The 16,948-nt window shown below is 68.4% G+C and carries 14 protein-coding genes; 7 read left to right on the top strand and 7 right to left on the bottom strand.

Going from position 1 to position 16,948, the window contains the following annotated elements:
- Window positions 1-281: 281 nt before the first annotated feature.
- Window positions 282-1,007: an ABC transporter substrate-binding protein gene (locus DB032_RS23015; RefSeq protein ID WP_107801502.1), complete on the bottom strand. Its 726-nt coding sequence runs from the start codon at window positions 1,005-1,007 to the stop codon at window positions 282-284.
- Between the two features lie 327 nt (window positions 1,008-1,334).
- On the opposite strand from DB032_RS23015, the gene DB032_RS23010 reads away from it, so the two are divergent.
- Complete coding sequence (locus tag DB032_RS23010) at window positions 1,335-2,270, top strand: GlxA family transcriptional regulator (protein WP_107801501.1); 936 nt, start codon at window positions 1,335-1,337, stop codon at window positions 2,268-2,270.
- Window positions 2,271-2,278: 8 nt separating this feature from the next.
- Here DB032_RS23010 and DB032_RS23005 read toward each other — a convergent pair whose 3' ends face one another.
- From DB032_RS23005 to DB032_RS22980, 6 genes are all read right to left on the bottom strand, one after another.
- On the bottom strand, window positions 2,279-2,749 hold the full coding sequence (locus DB032_RS23005; RefSeq protein ID WP_107801500.1) for a thioesterase family protein: 471 nt from the start codon (window positions 2,747-2,749) through the stop codon (window positions 2,279-2,281).
- Window positions 2,742-3,704 carry an L-carnitine dehydrogenase gene (locus tag DB032_RS23000; protein WP_107801499.1) on the bottom strand — a complete coding sequence of 321 codons (963 nt, stop codon included), beginning with the start codon at window positions 3,702-3,704 and terminating at the stop codon, window positions 2,742-2,744. Before DB032_RS23000 ends, DB032_RS23005 begins: the two co-directional genes overlap by 8 nt.
- A gap of 1 nt (window position 3,705) precedes the next feature.
- A complete protein-coding gene (locus DB032_RS22995; RefSeq protein WP_107801498.1) occupies window positions 3,706-4,608 on the bottom strand; it encodes a 3-keto-5-aminohexanoate cleavage protein in 903 nt (300 codons plus the stop codon).
- The gene (gene choX, locus DB032_RS22990; protein ID WP_107801497.1) at window positions 4,605-5,561 is read right to left on the bottom strand and encodes a choline ABC transporter substrate-binding protein; all 957 of its coding nucleotides are present in this window, start codon (window positions 5,559-5,561) and stop codon (window positions 4,605-4,607) included. Before choX ends, DB032_RS22995 begins: the two co-directional genes overlap by 4 nt.
- 230 nt (window positions 5,562-5,791) lie before the next feature.
- Window positions 5,792-7,864: a M60 family metallopeptidase gene (locus DB032_RS22985; protein ID WP_107801496.1), complete on the bottom strand. Its 2,073-nt coding sequence runs from the start codon at window positions 7,862-7,864 to the stop codon at window positions 5,792-5,794.
- A 427-nt stretch (window positions 7,865-8,291) separates the two neighbouring features.
- On the bottom strand, window positions 8,292-8,777 hold the full coding sequence (locus DB032_RS22980; protein ID WP_107801495.1) for an oxidoreductase: 486 nt from the start codon (window positions 8,775-8,777) through the stop codon (window positions 8,292-8,294).
- Window positions 8,778-9,344: 567 nt separating this feature from the next.
- Between DB032_RS22980 and DB032_RS22975 the strand changes: the two genes are divergently transcribed.
- The 6 genes from DB032_RS22975 to DB032_RS24270 form a co-directional block, all read left to right on the top strand.
- On the top strand, window positions 9,345-10,535 hold the full coding sequence (locus tag DB032_RS22975; RefSeq protein ID WP_233246770.1) for an MFS transporter: 1,191 nt from the start codon (window positions 9,345-9,347) through the stop codon (window positions 10,533-10,535).
- A gap of 29 nt (window positions 10,536-10,564) precedes the next feature.
- Complete coding sequence (locus DB032_RS22970; protein WP_107801494.1) at window positions 10,565-11,698, top strand: acyl-protein synthase; 1,134 nt, start codon at window positions 10,565-10,567, stop codon at window positions 11,696-11,698.
- A gap of 1 nt (window position 11,699) precedes the next feature.
- Window positions 11,700-14,123, top strand: coding sequence for an acyl-CoA reductase (locus DB032_RS22965; RefSeq protein WP_107801493.1), 2,424 nt, complete (start codon window positions 11,700-11,702; stop codon window positions 14,121-14,123).
- The gene (locus DB032_RS22960; protein ID WP_107801492.1) at window positions 14,120-15,394 is read left to right on the top strand and encodes a phenylacetate--CoA ligase family protein; all 1,275 of its coding nucleotides are present in this window, start codon (window positions 14,120-14,122) and stop codon (window positions 15,392-15,394) included. Before DB032_RS22965 ends, DB032_RS22960 begins: the two co-directional genes overlap by 4 nt.
- The gene (locus DB032_RS22955) at window positions 15,391-16,302 is read left to right on the top strand and encodes a GNAT family N-acetyltransferase (RefSeq protein ID WP_107801491.1); all 912 of its coding nucleotides are present in this window, start codon (window positions 15,391-15,393) and stop codon (window positions 16,300-16,302) included. Before DB032_RS22960 ends, DB032_RS22955 begins: the two co-directional genes overlap by 4 nt.
- Before the next feature lie 298 nt (window positions 16,303-16,600).
- A partial coding sequence (locus DB032_RS24270) for a hypothetical protein (protein ID WP_158274402.1) occupies window positions 16,601-16,948 on the top strand: 348 nt, incomplete at its 3' end.

The raw sequence follows: 16,948 nt of genomic DNA, 5'->3' as shown, positions 1-16,948 counted from the left end.
CCTACAGCAGCGATGTGACGTGAATCAGACAGAGGCCAGTCAGCGGCTGTTGGAGCGGGAATGCGGAAGAAAGACGGCGAAGCGGCCGTTGGCGGGCAGGCGGAACAAGGCGCGGAGGCGGGTGCGGCCGGTCGACGCGCATATGCTGCCGGCAAGGCTTATGCAGGACACTAGCGTTGATGGCGCGGCTTGTAAAGCTGCGACAAGCGCCAGTTGCCAGCCGGCGCGCGCGGCCGCGGAGGCGGGCGCCGGCTGTTGCGCGCGCGCGACGGCGGGGCCGGCTAGGAGGTCGGCCGCTGGGCTTCCGCCAGCAGCCGCGCCACGGTGCCGTCCTGCAGCATGGAGCGCATCGCCAGCGAGATGCGGCGCTTGTACGGAGAGCGCGGAGACAGGCCGATGCGGCGCGGCTCCGGCGAATACAGCAGCAGCGGCGCGCGTCTCACGTGCTGGCGGAATTCGGCTTCGGCGGCCAGCTCGGCGGTTTGGCGCTCGTCGGCGATCAAGGCGTCGATGCGGCCGGCCTTGAGCTTGCGGAAGTTGGAGTCCAGCGACGGGGCCGGCTCGCGCCGCAGGCGCAGATCGCCGTCGAACTCGTCCTGATAGCGGACGCCTTCCACCACGCCGATCAAAAAGGGATAGAGCTGGCGATAGCTGCGCAGCGGCCGCGGGTCGTCGGCGCGCTGGTACAGGGCCAGCCGGCTGCCGCTGGCGAAGGCGGGTTCGATGAAGTCGATGAATTCGCGGCGGGAGGCGGTGTTCTTCACGCCGATCACCACATCGGCCTTGCCCTGGCGCAGGTATTGCAGGCAGCGCGCCAGCGGGCAGGGCAGGAAGACCAGCCGCAGCTTGGCGCGCCTGGCCACCTCCCGCATCAGCTCGGTGTACGGGCCTTGCGGCACGCCATGGGCGTCCATGGTCTTCCAGGGCGGGAACAGATTGTAGGCGAAGACCAGTGTCGGCTCCGCCGCCGCGCACTGCATGCCTGCCAGCAGGCAGACCAGAGCCAAAAGAGACTTGAGTTTCACAATGATGAACAGGTGCGAACGGGCGTCGGCGGCCCCGCGCTGCCGACTGCGGCCAGTGGGTCATTATCGGACGGCCTGGCGCGGCGCGGGCGGAAAAATTCACCGTTCCGAAAAAAACCATGGAAACAATATGGTATTGGAAATGTCCGCATCGGCAACCTGTCCCATTGGCTGGCGTGGCGCGGACCGGCGTGGATCGCCGCGCGTCGGCTTGCCGTTTTCAGTGGATGAACGGTAGGCTGTTGATTGTAAACATGTTTAACGAAGGCGCGCCATGGGTTTCATCATTGCCGCGGACAAGGGCTGAGCATGCGGGATTTCAGCTTTGTGCTGCTGCCCGAGTTTTCCATGCTGGGTTTGCTGGCGGCCACCGAGCCCTTGCGCGTGGCCAACCGCTTTCACGGCGGCGCCTATCGCTGGCGGCTGCTGAGCGCCGATGGCCGGCCGGTGGTCGCCAGCAACGGCATGTCCTTGGCGGCGCATGGCGGCTGGGGCGAGTCGGAGGCGGCCGACGCGGTGCTGGTGGTGGCCGGCTTTCATCCGCTGCGCCACGGCGGCGCCGGCCTGCTGGCCTGGCTGCGCGCTCAGGACGCCGCCGGCCGGGTGTTGGGCGGCATCGACACCGGCTGTTTCGTCCTGGCCGAGGCCGGACTGTTCCGGCAGCAGCGGCTGACCCTGCACTGGGAGGCGCTGCCGGCGTTCCGCGAGCGCTATCCCTTGCTCAACGCCACGCAGGAGCTTTACGAACTGGGGCCGCGGCGCATCAGTTCCGCCGGCGGCACCGCCTCCATCGACATGATGCTGGCCCTGATGGCGCGCAGCCATGGCCATGATCTGGCGGTGCAGGTTTCGGAGCAATTCGTGCTGGGGCGCATCCGCGCCCAGAGCGATCATCAAAGGCTGGAACTGGGCGCGCGTTACGGCGTGCACAGCCGCAAGCTGATCCAGGCCCTGGCCCTGATGGAAAAACATATGGACGCGCCGCTGGACAGCGCGGCCTTGGCGGCCGGGGCGGGGGTGACGGCGCGTCAGCTGCAACGCTTGTTCCGCGCCCAGTTGGGCGCGGCGCCCAATGTCTTTTATCTGGGCCTGCGCCTGGAACACGGCCGGCGCTTGCTGCGCCAGAGCGGGCTCAACGTCACCCAGGTCAGCGCGGCGTGCGGCTTCGAGTCCGCCAGCTACTTCGCGCGCGCCTATCGCCGCCGCTTCGGCTGCGCGCCGGGGACGGAGCGGCGCGAGGCGTGAGCCGCTTCTCAGCGCATCTCGATGCGGCGGCCGCAATCCTCGGGCCAGGGCAGGCCGGCTTGCCGCCGCGCCAGCGCGTCCAGGCTGTGCCGCACCGGCGCGGAGAACGGCGCGCTCCGGCCCAGCCCGGGGTCCACATTGAGCAGCATCAGCTCGCAGCCGGCCGCGGCGTCGGCCTCCTCGTCGCGATGCAGGCTCAGATAGAGCCGCAGCCGCTTGGCGTCGTGCTCCAGCAGCCGCCCCTCCACCCTTAGCTCGGCTTGTTGGCGGATTTCGCGCAGATAGCGCAGATGCAGCTCCGCCGTGTACAGGGTGTGGCCGCCGCGCTCGCGCGCCGCGGCGTCCATGCCGATGCGCTCCATCAGCGCGTCCACCGCGTGGCTGAACACCAGCAGGTAATAGGCGTCGCGGACATGGCCGTTGTAGTCCAGCCATTCCGGCCGCGTTTGCGCGCGGAGCAGGACGAGGCGCTTATTCATGCGCGGCCAGCCCATGCTTGCGCTTGGCGGCCGCCACCGCTTCCATGATTCCAATCAGGCAGTCGTCGCGATAGCGCTCCAGATCGGCGATGGAGCGTTGGCCCAGCTGACGCGCGCAACCGTCCACCACCCGGTCTATCAGCGCCTCGCTCAAGTCCGGGGCCGGCAGCCGGGTCCAGGGCAGTTGCAGCGCCGGGCCGAACTGGCTCAGAAAGTGGCGCATGCCGGCTTCGCCGCCGGCCAGGGCGTAAGTCTGGAAGGTGCCCATGAAGGCCCAGCGCAGGCCGGCGCCGAAGCGGATGGCGTCGTCGATTTCGCCGGTGGTGGCCACGCCGTCGTTGACCAGGTGCAGCGCTTCCCGCCACAGGGCCTCCAGCAGCCGGTCGGCGATGAAGCCGGGCACCTCGTGACGCACGCGCAGCGGCCGCATGCCCAGCGCCGTATAGACGCGTTCGGCGGCGTCCAGCGCCTGCGGCGCGGTGTCGCGCCCGCCCAGCACCTCGACCAGCGGCAACAGATAGACCGGATTGAAGGGGTGGCCCACCACGCAGCGCGCCGGACGGCGGACGTCCTGATAAAACTCGGAAGGCAGCAGGCCGGAGGTGGAAGAGGCGATGATGACCGTCTCCGGCGCGGCCGCGTCGGCGCGGCGATGCAGCTCCCGTTTCAGCGCCAGCGTTTCCGGCGCGCTTTCCTGGATGAAGTCGGCGGCGGCGGCGCAGTCTTCCAGCCGGGAGACGAAGCGCAGCCGCTCGGGCGCGGCGCCGGCGGCCAGGCCGCGGCGTTCCAGCGCCGGCCAGGCGCGCTCCACTTGGGCGCGCAGACGCGCCTCGGCCTGCGGCGCGGGGTCCCAGGCCAGCACGTCGCGGCCGGCCGCCAGCGCGCGGCAGGCCCAGCCGCCGCCGATGACGCCGGCGCCCAGCAGGCCCAGGGTGGCGATGTCGGTACGGTGCATCTCAATCTCCTTTTACGCCGCGCGGCGGCAGGCCCAGGCGGATCCGGCCTTCCGCCGGCGTCAGCACCCGCGCGCCCATCAGGTCCAGCAATCGCCGCGCCTGTTCCACCAGCGCGCCGTTGCTGGCGTACACCCCTTTGGCCAGATACAGATTGTCTTCCAGCCCCACCCGGACATGGCCGCCCAGCAAGGCCGCTTGCGCCACCATGGGCATTTGCAGCCGGCCGATGCCGAAGGCCGCCCACTGCGCGCCCGGCGGCAGGCTGTCCACCATGGCCTTCATCGTGGTGGTGTCGGCCGGCGCGCCCCAGGGGATGCCCAGGCAGAGCTGGAACAGCGGCGGCGCGTCCAGCAGCCCCTCGCTCAATAATTGTTTGGCGAAGCGCAGGTGGCCGGTGTCGAACACTTCCAGCTCCGGCTTGACGCCCAGTTGCTGAATGCGTCGCGCGCCGTCGCGCAGCTGCCCGGGCGTGGCCACGTAGAGGAAGTCGCCGTCGCCGAAGTTGAGCGTGCCGCAGTCCAGGGTGCAGATTTCCGGGCGCAGTTCCTCCACGTGCAGCAGGCGCTCCAGGCCGCCGACCAGGTCCGTGCCCGGCCCCAGCGGCAGCGGCCGCTCGCCGGGGCCGATCTCCACGTCGCCGCCCATTCCGGCGGTCAGATTCAGAATCATGTCCACGCCGGACGCGCGGATGCGGTCCACCAGCTCCCGATACAGCGCCGGCTCGCGGCTGCCCTTGCCGGTGAGCGGGTCGCGCACATGGCAGTGCACCACGGTGGCGCCGGCGCGGGCCGCCTCCACCGCGGCGGCGGCGATCTGCTTGGGCGTGACCGGTATCGCCGGGTGCTTGCCCACGGTGTCGCCGGCGCCGGTGACGGCGCAGCTCAGCACGATGTCCCGGTTCATGGCCCGTTCCCTTCGCCTTGGCGCAGATAGGCCTGGACCGCGGGCAGGCCGGGTTTGCCGTCAAAGGAGGAGACGCCGTCCAGCCAGCGTTCCAGCGGCTGAGGGTTGGCTTGCAGCCATTGGCGCGCGGCGCGCGCGGGCGGGACCCGCTTGAGGATGGCGTTCATCACCTGGTTTTCCATGTCCAGGCTGAAGCGCAGCTGACTGATCAGCTTCCCGGCGTTGGGACAGCGCTGCATGAAGCCGTTGGCCACCACGGTATAGACCTTGGAGCCGCCGTATTCGGCGCCGAAGACCTGGTCGCCGCCGGCCAGATAGCTTAGCCGCATCAGGTAGTTCATCGGATGCGGCTCCCAGGCGAGGAACACCACCATGCGTTTTTGCCGGATGGCGCGGGATACCGCGGCCAGCATGCCGCTTTCGCTGGACTCCACCAGGGTGAAGCCTTTCAGGCCGAAATCGTTGTTGGCGATCATCCGCTTGATGATGGCGTTGCCCTGGCTGCCGGATTCTATGCCGTAGATCTTGCCGTCCAGCTGTTTGCGAAAGCGCGCGATGTCGGCGAAGGTGCGCAGGCCCTGCTCCGCAAGCTGGCTGGGCACCGCCAGCGTGTATTTGGCGCCGCTCAGATTGGGCTCGGGCAGCACTTGCAGCGCCTTGGCCTGTAGAAAGGGCGTGATGGCCGGCGTTTGCGACGGCACCCAGTAGCCCAGATACACGTCGATCTGCTGGTTCTTGAGCCCGGTGAAGGCGATGGGCTCCGAGGCGAGCTGGGTGCTGGGCTGGTAGCCCAAGCCTTGCAGCACGGCGGAGGCCAGGCCGGTGGTGGCCGCGATATCGGTCCAGCCGATGTCGGCGAAGCGTATCTTGCGACAGCTTTCCGGCTCCGCGGCCCAGGCCTGGGCGGCCAGCGCGCCGCACAGCAGCGCCAGCCAGGGGGTGGAGAGTTTCATGTCGGCTTCTCCCGCAAGCGGTTCCGTCGCCGACGGGCAGCGCCGGGCCGCTGGGTTGGAAGGCATGGCCGTGGCCATGTCGACGCCGCGGACTCGGAGGGAGCCGGAGCGCAAGGACCAATCTAGGCGGGCGGCGCCGAATAGTAGCGCACGGGAGCGACCAATGCCGTCACCCGGGCGACCGGGCCGGCCTCGACGAGGGAGGCCGGCGCCGGTGGCGGAACCCGGGTTTACGGGGTCAGGTACTGGCTGCCGTCATAGGAGCCGACGAAGGTCCAATTGCTGTTGCTGACGCCGGTGGTGGGAAAGTAGCCGTAGTTCGCGTTCTTCAGCACGAAGTAGTCGCGCGTGGAGCGATAGGGGTTGTCGTAGACATAGACGTCCCCCACCGTGCCGGTTCGGCTGTCGCTCCAGCTGTTCAGGCGGCTCTTGCGCTGCGCGGTCAATATCGCCAGATCGTAGGACTGGGTGGCGGACAGCGGGGCGCCGTTATAGCTGTCCAGGAACTGCCAGCCGGCGTTGCTGCCGCCTTCGGTCGGGAAATAGCCGTAGCTGGCGGTTTTCAGCTGGAAGTAGTCGCGGGTGTTGCGGTAGGGGTTGTCGTAGACGTAGACGTCGCCCGGCGTGCCCGCGCGGCTCTCGCTCCATTTTTGCAGCGCGCCCTTGTTGTAGGCGGCCAGAATCATCGCGTCGTAGCCTTGCGCGCCGGGGCGGCGCAGTTGGATGGCGCTGCCCAGCGTCATCTGGGTGACACCGTCGCTGACGGTGACGCGTATCGGCGCGTACGCGCCTTGCAGCGCCTGAGGGGGCGCGGTCAGCGTCGCCGTCGCGCCATTGCCGGGGGATCCGCCGAAACCGGTCGGCACCTGCCACTGGTAACGCAGGGTCTTGCCGCCGGCGTTGACGACCCGCGCCTCCACGCTGAATGTGCCGCCGGCGTTGACGGAGGCCGGCAGCGACACGCGTCCGGCCAGGCCCTGCTGTTCCAGCGGATAGCGATAGAGCAGGTTTTCGTCGCGGTTCAGCCAGATCGGCTGCGACAGGACGGGCAGGCTGTTCACGGTTTGCCGGGTGCTCAAGTTGGCCTTCAAACCCCATTTGTCGAAGAACGGGGTCAGATTCTGGCCGGCGACGCGGCTGGTTTCGATGATGAAGCGCTGGCGCTTGTCCTCGTCGCTGGCGGGCAGCTCGGCGAAGGGCATGCTGCGGTAGCGCTGTCCCAGCCGGCTGTAGAAGTCCTTGCCGAAAGCCAGGTCCAGCTGCCAGAACATCGCCGCGCGCACGAACAAGTCCGTTTGCGCCTCGTAAGACGGTTGAGCCTGGTTCAGGTGCTGGCGCACCAGGTCCCATTTGCCGCCGGTTTCCAGCCGCGAACGCTGGCCCAAGGCGCGCTGCACATAGAGCGAGGTCAGGTTCACCGTCACCTCGGTCTGGTCGTTCCAGGTCATCGCCGGCATCTGGTAGTGATGACCCAGCTCATGCCAGGGGCCCCAGCCGTCCTGCTGCAGCAATTTGGAGTTGGCCACCGAGCCGGCGCCGCCGACATTGGTGCCCAGCCAGTAATTGCTGGCCGACATATAGCCGCCGCTGCTGTCCGGCTTGGTGACGAACTGGTATTGGAACGGCGTTGCCGCGTGGGGGTAGGGGTTGCCGGCGGCCAGGCCGTATTGTTCCTCGGCCAGGGTGACGATGCGATCCCACAGCGTCATGGCGGCGGCCGGATCGTCCACTTGCTGGCGCAGGATGGGCAGCGGCATGGTCACGATCATGCGCTTGCCCACCAGCTCCGCGTAGGGCTCGGCCGACAGGCGGTTCAGCATGGCGTTCCAGTCCGCGCTGCTGTGCTGACCCAGCACGAAACGCGGTATTTCGCGGCCGCCGCTTTGCAGCGTGGCCACGATTTTGCCGCTGCCGGGCTGGCTGCGCGGCGCGAAATAGATCACGCCGTCGTTCTGCGCGGTGATCTGATTGAGGCCGGGGCGCAGCTGGACCACCTGATTGGACGGCATGGCGCTGTTGGCGTTGGCGATAGGCACCAGCCACAGCTCCGGGGGCAGATTGGGCGGCGTGCCCTGATAGGCGATATTGACGCTCAGCGCTTCGCCCTTGCGGGCCCAATAGCCGGTGGACTGGGTGGGATGGGTGAGGAAGCCGCGGCGGTGCGCCAGCAGCCATTCTCCCGGATCGCCGCGCTGTTCCAGCGTCAGCTGGCGCGGCGCGTCGGCGAAGGCGGACAGAGAGGGCAGGCTGGCGGCCATCGCGGCGCCAAGCCACAGACAGGAACTGAGCTTAAATGCGTGCATATTTCTCTTATTCCATCAGGCCATGCCGGACTGCTGCGGGCGCAGGGCACGGCCTGTCCAGTTGCGGGTTGCGCCCTGGCTCCCGCCGGCATGAAGGGCGGGAGCCTACCCACTGGAGTCCGCTTCTTATTCCAAAGTTCTTATTTTATTCAGGTAAATATTTACTTGGGACTAACTGGATTTATTCAGCGCATTGACATTTTTAGTCGAGAATTCGGCTAAAAGCGGCTCATAAAAACCGCTCTCGCGGCTGAGGCCAATCGGCGCAACGCGGCATCAGCGCTTGGCTAGCGGCTTAAGAGCCGCTAACAAAACTCAGTTTTACGGCTGAGGCAAGGCGCGCCGACGCAGACAGTACTTGAGTACGGCAAGTCGGCGCAACGCAGCATCAGGGGTTTTGTTAGCGGGTCTAAGCGCTACGCCGCGCTCAACGCACCACCAGCGCCTTCACCCGCCAGGCCAGCTTGGCGTCGATGTCGGCGGTTTGCAGTTCGCGGAAGTCGTTGAGCGGATACATCATCCACTGGCTGAAGCCCATCTCCTCCAGCGGCCGGCCATTGATGCGCAGCGCCAGGATGGGCTGATAGCGGCTTTGGTCGCCGGGCGGAATCACCACCTTGTACTGGTCTTCTGTGACCACTTCCACGGGCCGCCCGGTCGCGCCCACGGCGCGCAGAATGGCGGAGAGCGTGGGGCCGGTAAAGGCCGACTTCGGCGTCCAGGTGGTCTTGGTCTGGATGGTGCGCTGCTGCAGGCGCTCCAGATCGGCCTTGCTGAAGTGGTATTCGCCGGCGCGGGTCTGATTGGACACCTTGATCTGGCCGGTGACCACCAGCGCCGGCGGCGCGCCGGCCAGCGCAAGCGCGGCGCAGAACATGGACAGGAAGGCGGCAAAGGGCAGGACGGATCTCATGGGGATGGGCTCCTGAAGGCATGGGGGATGTCAGTGAAGATGACATTTTAACCATGGGAATCCATTGTCATGCTTGTTGCAAAGCAATGAAAACGAGCTCTTTGCGGGCTGGCCGCCGGCATGAGGCGACGCGGTTTAGATTCTGATTTGGAAAATCATCATTCAATCTATTGGTGGTTTTGATTGGAATCGTTCCTCCAAATATTAATTGACTTGCCATTTGCATATTATTTTATGTTATGGTTTATTTGTATAAATATCCGTCGCCAAACTTGGATATTAATATATTTACTCTAGGATAACTGTCCAATAGAGCAGTCAATTCAATTCGCAAGCCTGTCTATAATCTCGCCCCTTCTAAGTACGCCGATGTCATTCTTCGGCGCTACTTGATCACCGAAACAAATGCCGCGCAGTTCACTTTTCCGCGTCGTTTTTTATTGTCGGTTTTAAATGGTCCGTGTTTTTTATAGGGCCGCCATTAAATTACCTAGATATTTTATGAGTCAAAACTCAATTCAATCCCTGCTGCCTATTTCCCGGGGCCGGGCGTTAGGCTTTTGCCTATTGCTGGCCGCTTTTGAACTGCTGACGTATATCGGCAGCGATATGGTGATGCCGGCCATGTTGCAAGTCGTCGCGGACTTGAACGCCGACGCCCGCCACGTGCCCACCGCGCTCAACGCCTATCTGCTGGGCGGGGTGGCCCTGCAATGGCTGATTGGCCCATTGTCCGACCGTTACGGCCGCAAACCGCTGCTGGTGGCCGGCGCCGTCGGCTTCGCCCTGGCTTGTCTCGCCGCCGTCGGCAGCCGCGACATCGAGCTGTTCAATCTGCTGCGCTTCATCCAGGGCCTGTCGCTGGGCTTCGTGATGGTGGTCAGCTATCCGGCGCTGCAAGAAGCGTTTCCGGAAAAAGACGCGGTGCGCCTGATGGCCTTGCTGGCCAATATCGCGCTGCTGTCGCCGCTGGTCGGCCCGCTGCTGGGCAGCTTGTTGCTGGGCCTGCTGCCCTGGCGCGGCCTGTTCGCGCTGATCGGCGCGCTGGCGGCGCTGGTGGCCGTCGGCCTGTGGCGCTGGATGCCGGAAACCCTGGGCGCGGAGCGTCGCGACGGCAGCCGGCTGGCGGCGAGCCCGCTGCGCCTGGTCCGCAGCGCGCGCCAGTACGCGGCGCTGCTGCGCAACGCCCCCTTCATGCAGGGCAGCGTGGCGCTGGGCCTGCTGTCCATCCCGCTGGTGGGCTGGATCGGCCTGTCGCCCTTGCTGCTGATGCGCGGCCTGGGCCTGTCCGGCGTTGAATACGGCCTGTGGCAGCTGCCGGTGTTCGGCGGCCTGATCGCCGGCAATCTGACCTTGAACCGGCTGGCGGCGCGCCTGGAGCTGGAGCGGGTGCTGCGGCTGGCGCTGCTGCCCTTGTTCGGCGGCCTGGCGGCGATGTTGGCGTTGACCTGGTCCAGCGGCGCGCTGCCGGCGCTGGCGGCGGGCCTGACGCTGTACGCCTTCGGCCTGGGCCTGGGCCACGCCACCCTGTACCGCTTCACCCTCTACGCCAGCGACAGCGGCAAGGGCGCGGTGGCGGCGATGCTGGGCATGATCTCCACCGCCTTGCTCGGCCTGGGTTGCAGCGCGCTGGCCTGGCTGGGCGCAGGCACCGGCCTGCAAGCCTTCGCCGGCTGGGCCGCGCTGGGCGCCGGCCTGGCGGCCTGGCCGCTGTGGCGCTTGCTCAAGCAGCGCGCTTACGCGCTGCAAGCGGCTTGAATCCCCTTCCTCATTCCCGGAGCTCCACCATGCTGAACCATGTCGACGCGCTGTGTGCGCTGGAACACCCTTATCGCGCCGATGCCGACGGCGACCGTCTGTTCGACGCCGCCATGCGCGAGCTGAGCCATTACCACTGCGAACACACGCCCGGCTACCGCCATTGGCTGCAGGCCAACGGCCTGGACGCCGCCGCGCTGGACGGTCTGGACGGTCTGGACGATTGGTCGCGGCTGCCGCCGCTGTTCGCCAACTACTTCAAACGCCAATTGGTGGTGAGCGCCGCCGGCCAGGACGCGCTGGAGCTGACCTCCTCCGGCACCACCGGCCAGAAAAGCCGCATGCGTTACGACGCGCGCAGCCTGGGCGCGGCGCAAAGCATGGTGGACCGCATCTTCCGGCATTACGGCTGGGACACGCCGCAACAGCCGTGCAACTACCTGCTGCTCAGCTACGAGCCGGCCGGCGCCATCACCCTGGGCACCGCCTACACCGACCAATTCCTGTGCAAGTACGCGCCGGTGAACCAGGCCTGTTACGCCTTGCGCCACAACGGCCACGGCAATGAGTTCGATCCCTTCGGCGTAATCCGCGCCTTGCAGGACTTCGCCGAACAAGGCCTGCCGGTGCGCATGCTGGGCTTCCCCGCCTTCCTGTGGTTCGCGCTGGAACGGATGCGGGAACTGGGCCTGCCGCCGCTGCAACTGCACCCGGAATCGCTGGTGTTCCTGGGCGGCGGCTGGAAAACCCACGCCGACCGCGCCATTCCCAAGGCCGAGCTGTACCGGCGGCTGGGCGAGCAACTGGGCATTCCGGACGCGCGCTGCCGCGACGGCTACGGCGCGGTGGAGCACCCGGTGCCTTACGTGGAATGCGAACGCCACCGCTTCCACCTGCCCAGCTACGCCCGCGCCGTGATCCGCGACACCGCCAGCCTGCGGCCGCAGCCTTACGGCGCCGCCGGCTTCCTCAACCTGCTGTCGCCCTACATCACCTCCAGCCCGGCCCACAGCATCGTGATGGGCGATCTGGCCGTGCTGCATCCGGCCGAGAGCTGCGGCTGCGGCCTGGCCACCGACTGGTTCGAACTGCTGGGCCGCGCCGGCACCAGCAAGAGCCGCAGCTGCGCGGTGGCCGCCTCCGAATTGATCAAGGAATCCTGATATGTATCTATTGAACGGAACACTGAACGCCGCCGCGGACGCCGCCGCCGCGCTGGCGCAATTGCAAGCCGGCCTGCCGGCCGCGCTGGCCCGGCCGCCGGCCTTGGACGCGGTGCTGGATTGCGCCGAGCGCTTCGCCGCCGCGCTGCCGGCACGGGCGGAGGCCCTGGGCCTGGACGCCGCCGCCGTCGACGCGCTGCAAGGTTTTTGCCGGCGCGAGGCGCTGGAAGCCAAGGTCGGCCGCGAGCTGGGCGAACAGGCCTTCTCGCTGCGCCGCTTCGACTACCGTCAGCCGCGCTTCGAAAGCTGGCGGCCGCTGGGCCTGGTGGCCCACATCACCCCGGCCAACGCGCCGCTGCTGCCCTTCATGGCGGTACTGGAAAGCCTGCTGGCCGGCAACGTCAACTGGCTGCGCCCCAGCGGCAGCGACCAAGGCCGCAGCGCGCGGCTGCTGGCCGATTTTCTGAGCCACGACGCCGCCGGCGATCTGGCCGCCCACGTGGCGGTGCTGCCGCTGGCCACCGACCAACTGGCCGGCCTGCTGGCCCGCGCCGACGCCGTGTCCGCCTGGGGCGGCGACGCCGCGCTGGAAGCGATCCGCCGCCAAGTGCCGGCCGGCTGCCGCTGGATACCCTGGGGCCACCGCATCAGCTTCGCCTACCTGGACCCGGCCGCGGCGACGGAGGCCGATTACGACGCGCTGGCCGACGACGTCTGCCGTTTCGACCAGCAAGCCTGCTCCAGCCCGCAATGCCTGCTGGTGGACAGCGAGGACGAAGCCGTCTTGCGCGGCGCGGCCCAGGCCATGGCCGCCGCGCTGGCGCGGCGCGCGCCGGCCTGGCCCGCCCTGCAGCCGGACGTGCAGGAAGCCGCGGAAATCTCCAGCCAGCTGGCCATGATGCGGCTGGACCAGTCTTTCGCCGGCGTGGCCGGCGCGGTGGAGCAGGGCGAGGGCTGGCGCGTGGCCTGGGCGCAGCGCCAGGAGCTGGCGGCCTCGCCGCTGTTCCGCACCCTGCAACTGCGGCCGGCGCCGCGCGCGCGGCTGGTGGAACTGCTGCTGCCCTGGCGCACCCATTTGCAAAGCTGCGGCCTGATCGCCGCGCCGGAGCAAGTGCCGGCGCTCAGCCGCCTGCTGCTGGACGCCGGCGTCGGCCGGCTGTGTCCGGCGGGAGCGATGCACGACGGCTATGCCGGCGAGCCGCACGACGGCGTTTACGCGCTGAGCCGGCTGACGCGGCGGGTGTCGGTCAGCCTGCGCGACGGCCAGCTGCCGGGCCATGCGACGCTGGACGCCTTGCCGCCGCCGCCGGCCGGCCTGGACGCGCTGCCGGTGATGGACAAAACGGCCTTCCAGCAAGCTGAAATGGGGCCGGCCGCCCAGCTGTTCTTCCGCAGCGGCGGCAGCAGCGGCGAACCCAAACTGGCCGGCTTCAGCTACCGCGACTACCACCGCCAGATGCAGGCGGCGGCGGACGGCCTGCTCGCCGCCGGACTGGATCCGGCGCATGACCGGGTGATGAATCTGCTCTACGGCGGCAACCTCTACGGCGGCATGCTCAGCTTCTTCACCATCCTGGACAAGCTGGGCGTGCCGCAATACCCGATGGGCGGCCCGGTGGACGACGACTTCAGCCAGATCGCCCACTTCATCGTGTCCCGCGGCGTCAACACCCTGGTGGGGATGCCGGGCACCTTGCAGCGCCTGTTCGAATGCGAGGAAACCGCGCTGCGCGCCTACGGCGGCGTGCGCAAGCTGTTCTGCGGCGGCGAGCACATCAGCGACGGCCAACGCCAGTTCCTGGCCGGCTTCGGCGTGGAGCTGATCCGCTCCGCGATGTACGGATCGGTGGACGCCGGCCCGCTGGGCCACGCCTGCGGCCACGGCCGCGACGGCGAATTCCATCTATTGGCCGATATCCAGTGGCTGGAAATCCTGGAGCAAGACAGCGACCGCCCGGCCGCGCCCGGCGCCGTCGGCCGCCTGGCCTTCACCTCGCTGGCGCGAGAAGGCCAAAGCGTGCGGCGCTACGACCTGGGCGATCTGGGCCGCTGGCTGCCCGGCCGCTGCGGCTGCGGCCTGCCGGCGCCGCGCTTCCAGCTCACCGGCCGCCACGGCGCGCTGCTGCGCGCCGGCACCATCTTCGTCAACCCGGAAGCGCTGTCCGCGCCGCTGGGCCTGGCTGTGCAATGGCTGGTGGACCACGCCGCCAGCGGCGGCGACCGCATCCGGGTGCTGGCCGACGGCGACGCCGCGCAGGTGCGCGCCCGCCTGCTGCAACACCCGATGCTGAACGAGGTGGTCAGCGGCGGCCTGCTGCAACTGGACGTCATCGCCACCCCGGCCGGCCAGTTCCAGCGCCATCCGCAAAGCGGCAAGACCCCGCTGGTGTTGGACCTGCGCCGCAACACGGAGCCGGCGCGATGAAGGCCGCCACGGAGGCCGGGCTGCGCCGGCTGGTGGAACACGCCCGCGCTCACTCGCCGTTTTTCAGCGCGCTGTACCGCGAGCTGCCAGAGGACTGGACGCTGAGCGATCTGCCGCTGATCGAGCCGGCGGACTACTGGCGCCAATGCCAGCCGCTGGAAGACTGGCCGGTGCTGAGCGGCCCGCTGGCGGACGGCCATGTGTTCAAGACCGGCGGCTCCACCAGCGAGGGCAAGCTGTCGGTGTTCCGCCGCGACGAATGGCAGGCCTTCGTGCGCGCCTTCGGCCAAGGCCTGGGCCGGCAACTGCTGCCCGGCGACCGCGTCGCCAACCTGTTCTTCGCCGGCGATCTCTACACCAGCCTGCTGTTCATCCACGGCGCGCTGTCGCACTCGCCGGCGCCGGTGGTGGAGTTTCCCTTCACCTGCAATGTCGAGGACGCGGCGCTGGCCGACGCCATCGACACGCTGGACATCAATGTGCTGGCCGGCGTGCCGGTGCAACTGGTGCGCTTCGCCAGCTGGCTGCAACAGGCCGGCCGCGCGCTGCCCGGCGTGCGCTGCCTGCTTTACGGCGGCGAAAGCCTGTTCGCCGAACAACTGGCCCTGCTGGGCCGGGCGTTTCCCAATGCCCGCATCGGCTCCATCGGCTGCGCCAGCGTGGACGCCGGCCTGATCGGCGCCGCCGGGCCGGATTGCGCCCAGGGCGAACACCGCGTGTTCGACGCCGACACCATCGTCGAAATCATCGACGAGGCCAGCGGCCTGCCGATCACGGAGCCGGACCGCAAAGGCCTGCTGGTGGTCAGCAATCTGCAACGGCGGCTGATGCCGGTGATCCGCTATCCCACCGGCGATCTGGCCTGCTGGCGCGAGCCGGCCGGGCGGCCGGAACGCAAGTTCGCGCTGCAAGGGCGCGCCAGCCGCGGCCACCGCGTGCGCGTCTGCACGCTGTCCTTGTTCCCGGACGAACTGGACCCGCTGCTGCGGGGGCAGGACGGCGTGCTGGCCTGGCAGCTGCTGGTGGGCCGCCGCGACGGCGTCGACACCCTCAGCCTGCGAGTGGCCAGCGAATACGCGCCGGCCCCGGCGGCGGAGCCGCTGCGCGAACGGCTGCTGGCCGCGCAGCCGGCCTTGGCCGAACTCTGCCGCCAGGGCCTGCTGCGGCTGGACGTCGCATATTGCGCGCCGGAGGCCATGCTCACCCATCCGCGTTCCGGCAAGCTGATGCGCGTGGTGGACCAGCGCGCTTACGACGAGGTGGCGGCATGAGCATCGCCATCCGCGATTTCCAGGCGGACGACGCCGCCGGCGTCAGCGCCTTGTTCCGCGCCATCTACGGCGAACACTACGTCTATCCCGACGTGTATCTGCCGTCTATGATCCGCCGCCACAACGCCGCCGGCCGCTGGCATTCCGCCGTGGCCGTGAGCGGCGGCCGGGTGCTGGGCCACGCCGCGCTGTGGCGCGACCCGCATTGTCCGGGCAGCGCCGAGCTGGCGCTCAACGTGGTGCATCCGGACGCGCGCGGCCAGGGCCTGGCCACCGCGCTGGGCCGCCATCTGCGCGCCCAAGGCGTCGCCCTGGGCCTGAGCATGCTCACCATCAAGCAAGTGTCGTCCCACGGCCAGAGCCAGCGCCTGGCCAAGACCCTGGGCTTCCACACCACCGGCCTGCTGCTGGACTACGTGGCCTCGCCGTTTGGCCAGCCGCAGCCGGAAAGCATCGTGCTGGGCTGCCTGCCGCTGCAAAGCCGGCCGATCCCGGCGTTGAACTGGCCGGCGGCGTGGCGGGAATGGCTGACGCCGCTGACCCGCGCCTTCGGCAGCGTGCCGCCGCCGGCGCAGGGGCCGGCCGGCGGACTCAGCATCGCCAGCCACGGCCGGCGGCTGGACGTGGGGCTGGAGGACGTCAGCGGCGGCCGGCTGCGGGAAGTGGCGGCGCTGCCGGCCGGACGGCTGGTCTACGTCAGGCTGGCGCTGGGACCGGACGCCCCGCGCGCGGCGGACGCCTTGCAACAGGCCGGCTTTGTCTGCGGCGGCCTGGTGCCCGGCCCGGAGGGCAGCTGGCAGGCGTTGCTGCTGCGTGGACACGGCCGGCAGGAACTGGCGCTGAGCTGCCCCTTGGCCAATCGTCTGCATCAGTTGAGCCGGCAGGTGGCGGCGGCGGTTGCCGCCTGAGGCCCGTGCCTCCCCTGCGCCTTGACGGCCTCTGCCAGCCTGTTTAGGCTTGGTCCCGCGCTGCGCTCAATCACGCCGCGTCGGGCTGGCAAGCCTATAAATTACTAGACCGCAGACAAGTCGTGTCCGCCTTTGGCACTGCTACGTCTGCTGCCACGCCGTACCCATTCGGGACGGGCCGTGGCAGGGAGTCCTCTGGACTGCCGGTCGTTGGTCTAGTAAGCCGGTCTTGCCACCTTGTCATGTGCCTGTCCCAGCCTCGCCTGGGCGGGTTTCCAAAGCTGACATGGAGACCGTGATGACCTTTTCCACCTTTCCTCCCGCAATGCCCCCTCCCGCCTGTCCCCATGGCGCAGGAGAACGCCCCGAACCCGCCGCCGCGCCGGTGATGGAGCAACTGCGTTCCTGCGCTCAGCGCTTGCCCGCCGCCGCTGGCAATGTGCTGCTGCTGGGCGATCTGGGCCGCCAATTGAACGATTGCTATATCGAGCTGGACTCCGCCCTGTTGAGCGGGGTGATGGATATGCGCGCCGCCCACACCGGGCTGTTGGCGCTGCTGACCTTGCTGGAACGCCGCGACGAGCCCTTGCTGTTCAGCAGCGAGGAGGCGCTGGCCTTGCTGGAACCGATACAGCAGCGTTTGCAA

This window comes from Chromobacterium sp. Panama (assembly GCF_003052555.1).
Taxonomy (GTDB): Bacteria; Pseudomonadota; Gammaproteobacteria; order Burkholderiales; family Chromobacteriaceae; genus Chromobacterium.
Note: the sequence above shows the minus strand (reverse complement) of the source record. Positions and strands in the feature narration are given on the sequence as shown.